Raw genomic sequence first — 13,503 nt, 5'->3', positions numbered from 1 at the left:
CATGCGGCCCCGAACCCCGACCCCCGCAATCGAACATACGAGTCGCATGGCCTTGCAAGACCCCGCCCCGAAGACGATTTCCCGACAGGACCTGCGCGAAGCCTATCGCGCCGAAGAAAACGCGTGCGTCGCCCAGCGGATGGCGCAGGCCGCGCGAGCCTCGGAGAAGCATGGTGAGGCGGCCGCTCTCGCGGCGAAGCTGATCGAGGGCGCGCGATCGCGCAAGGCGAGCGGGATCGACGCCTTCCTGCAGCAATATGGCCTCGCCACCGAGGAGGGCATCGCGCTGATGTGCCTCGCCGAAGCGCTGCTTCGCGTCCCCGACGCGGCGACCGCCGACGCGCTGATCCGCGACAAGATCGGCGATATCGACTGGGCAGAACACATGGGCGAAAGCTCGTCCACCTTCGTAAATGCGGCGACCTTCTCGCTGATGCTCACGGGCGAAGTCCTCGATCGGCCGGAAGAGGCGCAACGCGGTCTCGGCAAGACGCTGAAGCGCACGGTCAACCGGCTGGGCGAGCCGGTTATCCGCAAGGCGACGCTGCAGGCGATGCGCATCCTCGGCGGGCAGTTCGTCTTCGGGCGGACGATCGACGAGGCGCTCAAGCGTGCCGCGCCGGAGCGCGCCAAGGGCCTTACGCATAGCTTCGACATGCTGGGCGAAGGCGCGATGACTTATGCCGATGCCGAACGCTATCGCCAGAGCTACGAACGGGCGATCGCGCGGCTGGCCAAGGAAGCCACCGGCAAGGTCGAGAGCTCGCCCGGCATTTCGGTCAAGCTCTCCGCGCTGCACCCGAAATACACTTTCCTCCACGCCGCGCAGGCCAAGGCCGATCTCGTGCCCATGCTGCGCGATCTCGCCATCAAGGCGCGCGATGCGAACATCCACTTCACTATCGACGCCGAGGAAGCCGAGCGGCTCGAATTGTCGATGGATATCATCGAGGCGCTGGCCGCAGACGACGACCTGTTCACCCGTCCCGACGGCTCGCAGTGGACCGGTTTCGGCCTTGCCATCCAGGCCTACCAGAAGCGCGGCGCGCCGATGGTGGACTGGGTCGCCCGCGTGGCGCGCAAGCATGATCGCAAGTTCTTTGTCCGCCTCGTCAAGGGCGCGTATTGGGATACGGAGATCAAGCTGAGCCAAGTCGGCGGCTACACGGACTATCCGGTCTTCACCCGCAAGCTCGCGACCGATGTCAGCTACCTCGCCTGCGCCGAGAAAATGCTAGCCGCGAACGATGCCATCTACCCCGCTTTCGCCACCCACAATGCCTATACAATTGGTGCAATCAAGGCTCTGGCAGGATCGAAGCCGTTCGAGTTCCAACGCCTGCATGGCATGGGCGAAGATGTGTACGGCGCGCTGGCGCAGGTCGAGGGCAATGCGCGCACCAATGTCCGGATCTACGCACCGGTCGGGACGCACAAGGATCTGCTCGCCTATCTCGTGCGTCGCCTGCTCGAGAACGGGGCCAACAGCTCCTTCGTCAACCGGATGGCCGATGCCGATGTGCCGGTGAGCGAGCTGGTAACCGATCCGGTCGCCGACCTCGCCTCGCTCGAGCCCTATCGTAATCCGGCGATCCCGCTGCCGACCGACATCTTCCCGAACCGCGCCAATTCCGCCGGCGTCGATCTCGCCGACCCGCTGGTGCGCGAGCCGCTTATGGAACGCCTTACCGCGCTGGAAAGCCGGCGCTGGCATGCCGAGCCGACTTTCGTTTCTGGCGCCGAGGGCGAAACCGCGCCGATCACCAAGCCGCACGATTTGACGCAGGAGGTCGGCACCCGTCGTGACGCGCTGCCGTTCGAGGTCGAAGAGGCAATCACCCGCGCCGAGGAAATCCAGCCCGGCTGGAACGCGCTCGGCGGCGCAAAGCGCGCGCTGCTGCTCGAAGCGGCGGCGGATTTGTTCGAAGAGCACACCGACGAATTCCTCAGCCTGTGCCAGCGCGAGGCGGGCAAGACGCTCGTCGACGCCGTGCTCGAACTGCGCGAAGCGGTCGATTTCCTGCGCTATTACGCAGGCGAGGCGCGACGGCTGTTCGCGCAGCCGATCATCCTGCCCGGCCCGACCGGCGAGGAGAACCGCCTCAGCCTCGCGGGCCGCGGCGTCTTCGCCACGATCAGCCCCTGGAACTTCCCGCTCGCGATCTTCATCGGCCCCGCCGCAGCCGCGCTCGCCGCGGGCAATACGGTGGTCGCGAAGCCCGCCGAGCAGACCCCGCTGATCGCCGCGCTGGCGGTAAAGCTGTGCCACCAGGCGGGCATTCCGGAGGATGTGTTCCAGCTGATCACCGGCGCTGGTGATGTCGGCGCGATGATCACCTCCGACCCGCGCATCGCGGGCGTCGCCTTCACCGGCTCGACCCAGACCGCGCAGGCGATCAACCGCAGCCTTGCCGGGCGCGACGGCCCCATCGCCACCTTCATCGCCGAGACCGGCGGGCAGAACGCGATGATCGTCGATTCCACCGCCCTGCCCGAACAGGTCACGCGCGACGTCGTCGCCAGCGCCTTCCAGAGCGCGGGCCAGCGCTGTTCGGCCCTGCGCGTGCTCTACGTCCAGGAGGACGTCGCCGACGGTATGATCGAGATGATCCGCGGCGCCTTCGAGGCACTGAGCGTGGGCGATCCCGAGGATCTCGCGACCGACGTCGGCCCCGTGATCGACCCGGACGCGCAGGCCGCGCTCGAACGCCATGTTGCCCGCCGCGAACAGTCGGGCCGGACGATCTGGCGCCGCGACCTCGCGCCTGAGACCGGCAAGGGCTGCTTCGTCGCCCCGACGATCATCGAGATGGATTCGATTCTCGACCTGAAGCGCGAGAACTTCGGCCCGATCCTCCACGTGGTGCGCTTCAAGGCGGAAGACCTGCCGCAAGTGGTGCGCGACATCAACGCCACCGGTTACGGCCTGACGCTGGGCCTCCACTCCCGCCTCGAAGAGACCCGCGAATATGTCGAGCGCCACGCGCGGGTCGGCAACTTCTACGTCAACCGCAACCAGATCGGCGCGGTGGTCGAAAGCCAGCCCTTCGGCGGCGAGGGCCTGTCAGGCACCGGCCCCAAGGCGGGCGGCCCGCACTATGTCGCAAGATTCGCCACCGAGCGCGTGGTGTGCATCGACACGACCGCGGCGGGCGGGAATGCGACGTTGTTGGCGAGTTAGGAACAGAATGTCCGCCATCGATCCGATTGCGGACAATTTCTGACGTGTTATCAAGTGGGCGATGAAGTCATTCGCTTGCTTTTTGGCTCTTGGCCTTGCTGGCTGCGTAACCACCCCGAATTTGACCTACGCCCCTAGTGATTTGGAGGCGGGCTATCCGGTATTCGTTCATAGCGACGGATCGGATTGTCGGTTTCAGGTTCAGGATATGAGAGTTAGCAGAAAGCAGCTTTCCGAATGGATGATGGATCTTCCAGATAAGTCACGGCGGATAGACTTGGTCGTAGCAATCGGTGCCGAACCATGCGCCATGAGCGCACACTCCACCGTCAGAAATGCCGGATTCATTAAAATAGCATTCCGCCGCCAAGGCGCTGTGAGTTATCCAAGCGGGCTTCCACCAGCTTAGTTCGGTTGTCTGCTCGCCCTCCCTTGGTCTGCCATTGAGTGTGCAAAAGGGGATATTCCCCGCCCCAAGCTTGCCCCCGCCCACCCAATCGGGAATCCCTCTCTCATGGCGATTCTTTCGGACAAGTGGATCCGCGACAAGGCGACGAACGAGGGTATGATCGAGCCCTTCGTCGAGGCGCAGCGGCGCGAGGGGTGCATCTCTTACGGCCTGTCGAGCTTCGGCTATGACGCGCGGGTCGCGCCCGAATTCAAGATCTTCACCAATGTCGACAGCGCGGTGGTCGATCCCAAGGATTTCGCCAGCAACAGCTTCGTCGACCGCGAGACCGATGTCTGCATCATCCCGCCCAACAGCTTCGCACTGGCGCGCACGGTCGAATACTTCCGCATCCCAGAGGACGTGCTGGTGATCTGCCTCGGCAAGAGCACCTATGCGCGCTGCGGGATCATCGTGAACGTCACCCCGCTGGAGCCGGGCTGGGAAGGCCATGTGACGCTGGAATTTTCCAACACCACGCCGCTCCCCGCCAGGATCTATGCCAACGAGGGCGCCTGCCAGTTCCTGTTCCTGCAGGGCAACGAGCGGCCCGAAGTCACCTATGCCGACCGCGCAGGCAAATACATGGGCCAGCGCGGTGTGACGCTGCCGCGGCTCTGAACCGCGCTCAGCCTTCCTCCATCACCAGCCGGTCGTCGCTCACCCCGCGCACCTTCAGCGCGCTGGCGACGGCCTCCTCCATCGGCGGCGGGCCGCAGAGGTAGAAGGTGCCGCCAAAGTCGAGGCCTGCCTTGTCGAGGTAGTCCCCATCGACCTGCCCGTGGTGCATGCCCTCGACTTTCTCGTCGCTCAGTACCAGATCGAGCTCGAGCCCGGGCATCCGCTCCAGCTCCTCGCGCAGGATGATGTCCTTTTCCTCGCTGTTTGCAAAGATCAGGCGATACCCGTCCAGCGTGCCGTGCGATGCTTGCCGCGCGCGCAGGATGCTTAGGAACGGGGTGAGCCCCGCGCCGCCGGCGATGAACGTGCCCGGCCCCTTGTCTTCGATCGCGCCCCACGGATCCTCGATGATCACCTGCTCGCCGCCCTGCATCATGCCGATCTGTTCGGTCACGCCATCATGCGACGGGTAGGACTTGATCGTGAACTGCAGATGCTCCGCCTCGGGGAGCGAGGTGAAGGTAAACGGGCGCTGTTCGTCGCGCCAGCCGTCGCGGTCGAGCGCGAAATCGGTCGCCTGGCCGGGCTGGAAGTCGTAGCCCTCCGGCCGCTCGAAGGTGAGTTCGTTGACGTTGTGGGTGATCGGGCGGATCGCCTTGAGGGTAAGCGTGTGCGACATCGGAAGGCTCCTCGAATGGCTGGAGCGGCAAGGATGATGTTACGCATCGCGCCGCATGGTCATGCATCGAATGGGTTTTGGCCGCCCCCGGTTCCCGTGGATGTGAGCGTCCAACTGCGGCTTTGACATCTCCGCCCCCCGGTCCCATTCCTCCTGCCGAAGGAGAGAACCCATGGCTGACCCCGAATTCGACATCATCGTCTATGGCGCCACCGGCTATACCGGACGCCTCGTCGCCGAGCACTTCGTGCGCGAATACGGGAGCCGGGACGACGGGCCGAAATGGGCCATGGCGGGCCGCAGCATGGACAAGCTGGAGGCGGTGCGCGACGAGATCGGTGCGCCCAAGTCCACGCCGCTGGTGGTTGCCGATGCGGATGATTCCGCAAGCCTCGAAATGATGTGCAACCGCACCAAGGTGGTGCTGACGACGGTCGGCCCTTACCAGCTTTATGGCGACGCGCTGGTCGCGGCGTGCGTGAAGACCGGCACCGACTATGCCGACCTGTGCGGCGAGCCGGTGTGGATGCGCCAGAAGATCGACGAGCACATGGACGCCGCCAGGGCGAGCGGCGCGCGGATCTGCTTCTCCTCCGGCTTCGATTCCATCCCCTTCGACCTAGGCGTGCTGATGACGCAGAAGGTTTGCGAAGAACGCTTCGGCAAGCCCGCGCCGCGCATCAAGGGCCGCGTGCGCGGCATGGCGGGCGGTGCTTCGGGCGGCACGGTGGCGAGCCTGACCGAGACGATGAAGGCGGTGGCGAAGAAACCGTCGCTCGTGCCCATCCTCACCAGCAGTTTCGGCCTGACACCTGGGTTCGAGGGACCGGACCAGCCCAACGGCATGATCCCGCGCTACGAGGAGAAGCTCGGCAAGTGGGCCGCGCCTTTCGTGATGGCGCCGATCAACACCAAGAACGTGCACCGCACCAACTTCCTGCTCGGCCATCCGTATGGCGAGGATTTCCGCTATGACGAGATGGTGCTGACCAGCCCCGGTGATGCCGGCAAGGCGGCGGCCAAGGCGATGACCGACATGATGAAGAACCCCTTCGGCGTCAAACCCCCCAAGCCGGGCGAAGGGCCGACCCCGGAAGAGCGCGAGAACGGCTTCTACGACGTGCTGTTCGTGGCCGAGATGCCGGATGGCGAAACGCTGCATTACGGCGTGAAGGGCAAGTATGATCCGGGCTACGGCTCGACCAGCCGCATGCTTGCCGAAACCGGCATGGCGCTGCTCGACTGCAAGGCCGAAGGCGGGATCGGGACGCCGGGCGCCTTCCTCGGCGACGCGCTGGTGGAGCGCCTGCGTGAGCACGCCGCACTGACCTTCAAAGTCGAGGATTGAGGAACCGCGCGGCTGCCATCGCGGTTTAGACGGCAAACAGGGAGAGAAACCAATGGCTACAATCGCTGCCATCCTCGGGCGCATCCTTTTGGGCGCGCTGTTCATCTTCGCCGGTTTCGGCAAGGTCATGGATCCCGCCGGGACCGCGGCTTACATGGAAGCGGAGTCGCCCATTCCCGGCAGCCTCGCCTTCGCGGCCGGCGTGTTCGAGATCGTCGCCGGGCTGGTGCTGGCGAGCGGCTTCATGACGCGCATCACCGCTGCGCTACTGATCGGCTTCACGGCCATCGCGACGCTCTTCTTCCACGAACAGGTGACCGATCCGACGCAGGCGGCGATGGCGCTCAAGAACCTCGCCGTGATCGGCGGCTTGCTGATGGTCTTCGCCTATGGCCAGGTCCGCGGCCAGCTGGGCGTGTGGAAGGAACGCGACCGCGCCAACGAGGCCGAAATCCGCGCCGCGCGGGCCGAGGCGAAGGCGGAGGCCGCCGCCTCGACCACGGCTGACTAGAAGCTCAGCCGCACGCTCGCGGTGAAATTTCGGCCGGCTAGCGGGACGAAGTCCTTGGTGAAGCTTGCATGCCGGCGGCCGGTGACGTCGAAGATGTTGTCGGCCTTGAGCATCAGCGTCACCGCCGGGTTGGCCTGGATCGGACGCCAGGCCACCGATGCGTTGACGAAGGTGAACCCCTCGGTCGGCGTCTCGAAAGCGGCGACCTTGTCCTGGCCGTCGAACCATTCTACCTCGGCGCGAAGGTCGAACGCCTCGCTCGATGCCTCGATCGCACCCGATAGGCTGAGCGGCGGGATGCGCGGGATGTTGCTTCCGTCGGAAAGCTTCGCGCGGATGTACTCTCCGGTCAGCTCGGTGCCGAAGGCCCAGGTTCCGGTGTCGAGGAAGGTATAGGTCACCTCCGCCTCGACCCCGGTGTAGGTCGCGTCCTGCTGCAGGTATTCGAACACCGGCAGCTCGTCCTCTTCCTCGCCGGTTTCGGACAGGTAGATGTAATTGTCGAACGAGCTCCTGTAGGCGGCGACGCTGAACTCTGCGCGCCCGATCCGGCCGCGGGCGTAGATTTCCCCGCCCCACGCGCGTTCGGTCCGCAGGTCGGGATCGCCGACCTCGAAGGCCTGCGTGGCGATGTGCGGGCCGTTGGAGAACAGCTCTTCCGCGCTGGGCGCGCGCGCGACGCGCGACAGGTTGACGCCGGCGCGAAACGCTTCCGGGCCGTCATAGGCGAGGCCCAGCGCCCCCGAGAGCGTATCGAAGCTACGCTCGATGCCCAGCGGCACCGAATCGACGGAGGTGGTTTCGAACCGCGCCGAACCTTCGACCTGGAGCGGGCCGTCGCCATATTCCTGCAACGCGAAAAGGGCGTATTGTTCGGTACGATTGGGCGCGACATAGGCTTCGGCACCTGCCGCATCGAAATCACGGGCGTAATACTGCGCTCCCATCGATCCGCGCCAGCGACCCTGAGTGTTCTGGATGAGTTCCCAGCGTGCTTCGACACCGGCGACATCGAACACCGTGCCGACCTCGTCCCCTTCGAATTCGGTGTGGGTGTAATCGGAATAACCGACGCGCAGCTTCATGCGCTCCCAGAATCCATCGCCCAGCGCCACGTCGGCGCGCAGGTCCGCCCGGTACTGCCGCAGGCCGATCGACACGGTTTCCGCGCCTTCTTCCTCGGCCTCTTCTTCGCCGCCCTCCTCTTCACCGTGATGATGGCCGGCGCCGGGTCGTCCCGGAATGCCGTAACTGGTGTCATAGACGCCGAACGATGCCCCGATGGAGCTGTCGCCGTCGATGAAGGCGAGGCCGACATTCCCGCTCCACGTCTCGCTGCCGGTGTTGGGCACGAAACCGCTCTGGTTGGCAGCTTCGCGAAGCTCTTCGGCTTCCTCCAATTCACCCTCGGCTTCTTCCTCGTCGGCTTCCTCGAGCAATTCGGCGCGCAACGCGGGGGCCACGGCGAAGCCGGGAATTTCCAAGTCTCCGCTTTCGCGCCAGCTGCCCCCGAAGTGTGCAACAAGGCCGGACTGGCCGAAGGGCACGTCGATCGACGCGCCTGCTTCCCGCAAGTCGGAAGCGGTATCCGCACGCACGAGCGCATCGATGTGCAGCACCTCGTCCGGGATGCGGCGCGGGATGCGCTTGTCGATCACGTTGACAGCGCCGCCGATCGCCTGGCTGCCGAACAGGAGGACGGCAGGGCCGCGCAAGACTTCGATGCTCTCGGCATTGAGCGGATCGATCGAGACCGCGTGGTCGTCCGAGGTGTTGGACACGTCGATCGCGCCAACGCCATCGACCAGCACCTTCACCCGCTCGCCGGAGAAGCCGCGAAGCACCGGGCGCGATGCACCGGGAGTGAAACCGGTAGCCGAAACCCCGGGCAAATGCTCGAGCACCTCGCCCAGCTGGCCGTCAAGATTGCGCTGCAGTTCGACGTCCTCGACCACGCTGGTGCCTGCGAGCAGGTCGAACTGGCGAAGGCCCTGAGCGCTTACCACGATCACGTTCTGCGGGTCCCTGCGACGGTCGTGGACATCGTCGGTCCGCGCTTCGTCGCCGGTGGCGGCGGGCGGAGTTTGCGCCTGCGCGTCCTGGGCATGCGCGGGCGCAAACCCGACGAAGGCGGCGGTCGAGAGAAGGGTTGCGAGTTTGCGATGATGATACAACATACCGCGGCACTTAGCGGCGGACATCGGCTTTGCAAGGCGAAATTCCTCCTGCTGGACGAACGCCGCAAAACGCGCGACGAACGACATCGACACGCGACGACAAGATGACCGACCTGGAGGAAAATGGAGCGGGCGAGGCGATTCGAACGCCCGACCCCAACCTTGGCAAGGTTGTGCTCTACCCCTGAGCTACGCCCGCTCACTGACGCTCGCCGAACCCTGTGGCCCGGTGGGGAGGCGGCCAACTAGCAGCGGCCTGCGAGTCCCGCAAGCCCAAAAAACGCACAAAATGCATCGCCCTTGCCGTGGCCGGTCCGCTCCTTCACATTCGCCTGAGAATGCCCACATGGGGCGCAACCGATTACGCATCAGAAGGTGATTTGAACGTGGCAAGCATGGGGCTGAGCATCGACGAACAGAAGGCGGTCGACCGCTTCCGCCAGGACATCGTCGAGCCGTCGATGACCAAGCTGGTGATCCTCGATTTCTATGCCGACTGGTGCGGCCCCTGCAAGGCGCTGGCCCCGGTGCTGGAGAAGGTGGCCGCCGAATACGCCGACAAGGGCGTGACCTTGCGCAAGATCGACGTCGACAAGGAACAGTTCATTGCCGCGCAGTTTCAGGTGCAGTCGATCCCGACCGTCTATGCGATGTTCCAGGGCCAGCCGGTCGCGGACCTCACCAATGCGCGCAGCGAATCGCAGCTGAAGCAAACGCTCGACCAGATTCTCGCGCAGCTAGCGGTGCAGGCGGGCGATGCTGCCGATGGGCAGCAGCAGCAGGATGTCTCGCAATTCGTCGCCATGGCCGAACAGATCCTCGCCGAGGGCGATGCCGAGCGCGCGGCGGGCATCTTCGGGCAGGTCGTCGAGATGGCGCTCGACAATGCCGCCGCGCAGGCGGGCCTCGTCCGCGCCCTACTGCAGGCCGGACATACGGAAGCCGCCCAGGCTGCGTTGCAGGCCGCCGAGACCAATCCCGCGATCGCCGCCGATCCGCTGATCGAGCAGGCTCGGACCGCGCTCGACCTTGCCGGCAACAAGGTGGACGATGGCGAACTCGCCGAGCTCAAGGCCAAGGCCGAGGGCGGCGACATGCAGGCGCGCTACGATTACGCCGAAGCCGCCTTCGCCGCCGGTCAGCGCGATGCGGCGGCGGACGAGCTGCTCGGTATGTTCGAGGCCGACCGCGAGTGGAACGAGGGCGCGGCGAAAACCAAGCTGCTCCAGATGTTCGAGGCCGTCGGGCTTGAGGACCCGTGGGTCGTCGCCACCCGCCGCCGCCTCTCCCGGCTGCTGTTCGGCTGAGCATGGCCAAGCGCCTCTCCATCTTTCCCCTGCCCGGCGCGATCCTGTTCCCGGGATTGCAGTTGCCGCTCCACATCTTCGAGCCGCGCTATCGCGAGCTCGTCGGCAGCGCGCTCGCCAAGGATCGCCTCATCGGCATGATCCAGCCTCAGCAGTCGCGTGAGGGCGCGCCGCTCTACGAGATCGGCTGCGTCGGTCGCATCGGCGATGTCGAGGCACTGGAGGACGGGCGCTATAACATCGTGCTCGACGGCGAGGCGCGCTTCCGCGTGATCCGCGAGCTCGACGTCAACACCGCCTTCCGCCAGGTGGAGGCCGAGATCCTCGAGGACCCGCAGGACGAGTTCCTTTCCAGCGTCGAGCGCGGCAGCTTCGAATTCGAGGCGCGCCGCTTCGCCGACATGCAGGGCTATTCGGTCGACTGGGAGTCGGTCGCGCGGCTGGATGACGAGACGCTGATCAACGGTGTCGCGCAGATCATCCCGTTCGACACGGCGAGCAAGCAGGCGCTGCTCGAAGCCCCGAATTTGTCGCAGCGCTGCGAGTTGATGGTCCAGCTCATGCAGTTTTTCGCGCTGAGGGACGACGGCGACGAGATTGTCACGCTCCAATGATTGTTCTGCGAACCCGCATCCGCGGGTTCGTCATCGCTAGACGTGCAGCAAAGCTGCAACCGCTGCGGGCGGGCGGTCGCGCTTGCCGGGCCTCCGCCGGCCCGGTGAGTGCTCAAATCCCGAAGCTGTTTTTCAGCCCGTCAATCACATATTGCGCGGCGAGCGCTGCCAGCAGCACGCCGAGCAGCCGCGTAATCACCGCTTCGACGCGGTCGCCGAACAGGCGCATCAGCGGGCCTGCAGCGATGAGGGCGAGCATCGTGAGCAGCAGCACCGAGCCGAGCGCGCCGAGCACGACCAGCGACTGCTCGAGACCCGTCGCCTCGTTCATCAGCAGCATGATCGCGGCGATCGCACCCGGCCCGGCCAGCATCGGCATAGCCATGGGGAAGACCGAGACGTCCTCCACCTCGGGCGTCGCGGCGAGCTTTTCGGCCCTCTCCTCGCGGCGCTGGGTGCGCTTTTCGAACACCATCTCGAAGGCGATCCAGAACAGCATCAACCCGCCCGCGATGCGGAAGCTGTCGAGCTCGATATGGAGCGCGCCGAGCAAATCCTGTCCGAACAGCGCGAAAACAAGCAGGATGACACCCGCGATCAGCGTCGCGCGGATCGCCATGCTGCGCCGCTGCACCTGCGTCGCGCCCTTCGTCAGCCCCGCATAGATCGGCGCGCAGCCGGGCGGGTCGATCACCACGAACAGCGTGATGAAAGCGGAGATGAAGAGCTGGGTCATTCAGTGGGCGCCGCGACTTCGCTGTCGAGCACTTCGGCGAGTCCCTCGTCGGTGTGCATCCGCACCAGCACGCGGCGTGCGCCATCGGCCATCACCGCCCATTCGTAAGACAGCGATGCGTCCTGCGAAGCGCCCCGACCGGTCTCGGCGGCGCGTTCGAAAGTGGTCACGCCGACGCCCTGCTCCGCGTTGCATTTCGCGACGCGGGTCTGCACGAAATCCGGCGCCGGGAGGGGAACAGCCAGAGTGTCGCCCTGGTCGAGGACCCACTTGTATTCACCATTGCGCTGGCGCTGCCAGACGGTGGTGAAATAGCCGGAGCTGCCATCGGGGCGCTGCCAGGCGCCCTTGGTCACCGCGAGTGTTCCGTCGCAGCTCGACCAGACCTGGTGCGGTTGCCACTTTACGGCCTCCGCCGGATCGGTCTGCTTCGCGAGCCATTCATGGGCATTGACCGCCTGTGGCACGAACATGACCGCATCGCCGGTCGAATAGTCGCGGAAGGCGGTCCACTGCCCGTCCTCCTGCGCCGCGCGGGCGAAAGCCAGTTCCGCGGCCACCACCCTGCTGGGGTTGGCGGTCGGCGTGAGCAGGCGCTCATAGCGGTCGCGCGGTCCGGCGGCGGTGCAGGATGCGAGGGCAAGCGCCAGCAGGGGCAGCGCGATCCTCATAGCGTACCCTCGGGCAGGTCGAGCCCTTCGTTGCAATAGGCCGCCACTACGGTGTTCCGCAATAGCACCGCGATGGTCATCGGGCCGACGCCGCCGGGGACCGGAGTGATCGCGGAGGCGACGCCTTGCGCGCCGGCATAGTCCACATCGCCGACAAGGCGACCCTTCTCCTCGCCCTCCGCAGGCGGCATGCGATTGATGCCGACGTCGATCACGGTCGCGCCCTCCTTCAGCCACTCGGCCTTGACCATCTCGGCCCGGCCCACCGCCGCGACGACGATGTCCGCGCGCTTCACCACGGCGGGCAGGTCCTTCGTGCGGCTATGCGCGATCGTGACGGTGGCGTTGGCGTCGAGCAGAAGTTGCGCCATCGGCTTGCCGACGATGTTCGAGCGGCCGATCACGACCGCCTCCAGCCCCGACAGGTCGCCCAGCCTGTCGGTCAGCAGCATCATGCAGCCCAATGGCGTGCAGGGCACGAACCCGCTCTGGCCCACCGCGAGGCGGCCGGCGTTGGTGACGTGGAACCCGTCGACATCCTTGTCCGGGCTGATGCTGGCGATCACCGCCTGTTCGTCGAGATGGCCGGGCAGCGGGAGCTGGACGAGGATGCCATCGACTGCCGGATCGGAATTGAGCTGCTCGACCAGCGCGAGCAGCTCCGCTTCGGAGGTATCGGCGGGCAGGCGATGCTCGAAACTTTCCATCCCGGCTTCGACGGTCGCCTTGTGCTTGCTGCGGACATAGACCTGGCTCGCCGGGTCCTCGCCCACCAGCACCACGGCGAGACCCGCCTTGCGACCGCTCGCGGCTTCGAACTTCGCCGCCTGTTCGCCGACCCGCTCGCGCAGCTTCGCGGCGAAGGCCTTGCCGTCGATGACCTGCGCCGTGCTCATGCCATGCCCCCGATGATGCCGCTGAGCACGATCAGGACGACGTTGATCAGCAGGATGAGCACCAGCGGCGAGAAGTCGATGGTGCCGGTGTTCGGCATGATCCGCCGGATCGGGCGGAAGATCGGTTCGAGCAGGCGGTTGATCGCGTCGTAGAAGCTCATCAGGAATTCGTTGCGCCCCACCACGTTGAAGGCGAACAGCAGGCCGATGATGAACTGGATGATCACCAGCATGATCAGCGCGCTCGCGAGCATGTCGATGATGTTGTAGATCGTAATCAGAGCTTGCATCGGACCCGGTTTCCTTGACTGGCC

General features: G+C 65.6%; 13 protein-coding genes and 1 tRNA gene. 7 read left to right on the top strand and 7 right to left on the bottom strand.

Features of this window, described 5'->3' with window-relative positions:
* Positions 1-46: 46 nt before the first annotated feature.
* The 3 genes from putA to dcd all read left to right on the top strand — a co-directional run bounded on the left by putA (position 47) and on the right by dcd (position 4,250).
* Positions 47-3,181: a bifunctional proline dehydrogenase/L-glutamate gamma-semialdehyde dehydrogenase PutA gene (gene putA / locus K3172_RS03510; protein ID WP_221587072.1), complete on the top strand. Its 3,135-nt coding sequence runs from the start codon at positions 47-49 to the stop codon at positions 3,179-3,181.
* 61 nt (positions 3,182-3,242) lie between these two features.
* Positions 3,243-3,590 (top strand): hypothetical protein, encoded by a 348-nt coding sequence (locus K3172_RS03505; RefSeq protein ID WP_221587071.1) that lies wholly within the window; start codon positions 3,243-3,245, stop codon positions 3,588-3,590.
* Between the two features lie 105 nt (positions 3,591-3,695).
* Positions 3,696-4,250 (top strand): dCTP deaminase, encoded by a 555-nt coding sequence (dcd, locus tag K3172_RS03500; protein WP_221587070.1) that lies wholly within the window; start codon positions 3,696-3,698, stop codon positions 4,248-4,250.
* A gap of 7 nt (positions 4,251-4,257) precedes the next feature.
* On the opposite strand, the gene K3172_RS03495 is transcribed toward dcd, so the two are convergent.
* Positions 4,258-4,929 (bottom strand): ferredoxin reductase domain-containing protein, encoded by a 672-nt coding sequence (locus K3172_RS03495; protein ID WP_221587069.1) that lies wholly within the window; start codon positions 4,927-4,929, stop codon positions 4,258-4,260.
* Positions 4,930-5,101: 172 nt separating this feature from the next.
* Here K3172_RS03495 and K3172_RS03490 point away from each other — a divergent pair, with 172 nt between their 5' ends.
* Both K3172_RS03490 and K3172_RS03485 read left to right on the top strand, forming a co-directional pair.
* Positions 5,102-6,277 (top strand): saccharopine dehydrogenase family protein, encoded by a 1,176-nt coding sequence (locus K3172_RS03490; RefSeq protein ID WP_221587068.1) that lies wholly within the window; start codon positions 5,102-5,104, stop codon positions 6,275-6,277.
* Positions 6,278-6,329: 52 nt separating this feature from the next.
* On the top strand, positions 6,330-6,788 hold the full coding sequence (locus K3172_RS03485; RefSeq protein ID WP_221587067.1) for a DoxX family protein: 459 nt from the start codon (positions 6,330-6,332) through the stop codon (positions 6,786-6,788).
* Here K3172_RS03485 and K3172_RS03480 read toward each other — a convergent pair.
* Complete coding sequence (locus tag K3172_RS03480) at positions 6,785-8,965, bottom strand: TonB-dependent receptor (RefSeq protein ID WP_221587066.1); 2,181 nt, start codon at positions 8,963-8,965, stop codon at positions 6,785-6,787. The two genes, K3172_RS03485 and K3172_RS03480, sit on opposite strands and share 4 nt — an antisense overlap.
* A 124-nt stretch (positions 8,966-9,089) precedes the next feature.
* Positions 9,090-9,164, bottom strand: a tRNA-Gly gene (locus K3172_RS03475).
* A gap of 196 nt (positions 9,165-9,360) precedes the next feature.
* On the opposite strand from K3172_RS03475, the gene K3172_RS03470 reads away from it, so the two are divergent.
* Positions 9,361-10,272: a tetratricopeptide repeat protein gene (locus tag K3172_RS03470; RefSeq protein WP_221588987.1), complete on the top strand. Its 912-nt coding sequence runs from the start codon at positions 9,361-9,363 to the stop codon at positions 10,270-10,272.
* Between the two features lie 2 nt (positions 10,273-10,274).
* Positions 10,275-10,886, top strand: a complete 612-nt coding sequence (locus K3172_RS03465; RefSeq protein ID WP_221587065.1) for an LON peptidase substrate-binding domain-containing protein — start codon at positions 10,275-10,277, stop codon at positions 10,884-10,886.
* Positions 10,887-10,998: 112 nt separating this feature from the next.
* Here K3172_RS03465 and K3172_RS03460 read toward each other — a convergent pair whose 3' ends face one another.
* The 4 genes from K3172_RS03460 to K3172_RS03445 are packed head-to-tail and all read right to left on the bottom strand — an operon-like array spanning position 10,999 to position 13,479.
* Positions 10,999-11,622 (bottom strand): MarC family protein, encoded by a 624-nt coding sequence (locus tag K3172_RS03460; RefSeq protein WP_221587064.1) that lies wholly within the window; start codon positions 11,620-11,622, stop codon positions 10,999-11,001.
* Positions 11,619-12,293, bottom strand: a complete 675-nt coding sequence (locus K3172_RS03455) for a hypothetical protein (protein WP_221587063.1) — start codon at positions 12,291-12,293, stop codon at positions 11,619-11,621. The genes K3172_RS03460 and K3172_RS03455 overlap by 4 nt, the downstream gene beginning before the upstream one ends.
* Positions 12,290-13,189 (bottom strand): bifunctional methylenetetrahydrofolate dehydrogenase/methenyltetrahydrofolate cyclohydrolase FolD, encoded by a 900-nt coding sequence (gene folD, locus K3172_RS03450; protein WP_221587062.1) that lies wholly within the window; start codon positions 13,187-13,189, stop codon positions 12,290-12,292. Before folD ends, K3172_RS03455 begins: the two co-directional genes overlap by 4 nt.
* Positions 13,186-13,479 carry a YggT family protein gene (locus K3172_RS03445; RefSeq protein ID WP_221587061.1) on the bottom strand — a complete coding sequence of 98 codons (294 nt, stop codon included), beginning with the start codon at positions 13,477-13,479 and terminating at the stop codon, positions 13,186-13,188. Before K3172_RS03445 ends, folD begins: the two co-directional genes overlap by 4 nt.
* Positions 13,480-13,503: the final 24 nt, after the last annotated feature.

Source organism: Qipengyuania proteolytica (genome assembly GCF_019711565.1).
GTDB lineage: Bacteria > Pseudomonadota > Alphaproteobacteria > Sphingomonadales > Sphingomonadaceae > Qipengyuania > Qipengyuania proteolytica.
The sequence above is the reverse complement of the archived record's forward strand: the minus strand, read 5'-3'. Positions and strand labels throughout refer to the sequence as shown.

What these genes read in the sequence shown, in the direction of transcription:
- putA (WP_221587072.1), top strand. Translation starts at nt 47, where the DNA reads ATGGCCTTGCAAGACCCCGCCCCGAAGACGATTTCCCGACAGGACCTG.
- K3172_RS03505 (WP_221587071.1), top strand. Translation starts at nt 3,243, where the DNA reads ATGAAGTCATTCGCTTGCTTTTTGGCTCTTGGCCTTGCTGGCTGCGTA.
- dcd (WP_221587070.1), top strand. Translation starts at nt 3,696, where the DNA reads ATGGCGATTCTTTCGGACAAGTGGATCCGCGACAAGGCGACGAACGAG.
- K3172_RS03495 (WP_221587069.1), bottom strand. Translation starts at nt 4,929, where the DNA reads ATGTCGCACACGCTTACCCTCAAGGCGATCCGCCCGATCACCCACAAC.
- K3172_RS03490 (WP_221587068.1), top strand. Translation starts at nt 5,102, where the DNA reads ATGGCTGACCCCGAATTCGACATCATCGTCTATGGCGCCACCGGCTAT.
- K3172_RS03485 (WP_221587067.1), top strand. Translation starts at nt 6,330, where the DNA reads ATGGCTACAATCGCTGCCATCCTCGGGCGCATCCTTTTGGGCGCGCTG.
- K3172_RS03480 (WP_221587066.1), bottom strand. Translation starts at nt 8,965, where the DNA reads ATGTTGTATCATCATCGCAAACTCGCAACCCTTCTCTCGACCGCCGCC.
- K3172_RS03470 (WP_221588987.1), top strand. Translation starts at nt 9,361, where the DNA reads ATGGGGCTGAGCATCGACGAACAGAAGGCGGTCGACCGCTTCCGCCAG.
- K3172_RS03465 (WP_221587065.1), top strand. Translation starts at nt 10,275, where the DNA reads ATGGCCAAGCGCCTCTCCATCTTTCCCCTGCCCGGCGCGATCCTGTTC.
- K3172_RS03460 (WP_221587064.1), bottom strand. Translation starts at nt 11,622, where the DNA reads ATGACCCAGCTCTTCATCTCCGCTTTCATCACGCTGTTCGTGGTGATC.
- K3172_RS03455 (WP_221587063.1), bottom strand. Translation starts at nt 12,293, where the DNA reads ATGAGGATCGCGCTGCCCCTGCTGGCGCTTGCCCTCGCATCCTGCACC.
- folD (WP_221587062.1), bottom strand. Translation starts at nt 13,189, where the DNA reads ATGAGCACGGCGCAGGTCATCGACGGCAAGGCCTTCGCCGCGAAGCTG.
- K3172_RS03445 (WP_221587061.1), bottom strand. Translation starts at nt 13,479, where the DNA reads ATGCAAGCTCTGATTACGATCTACAACATCATCGACATGCTCGCGAGC.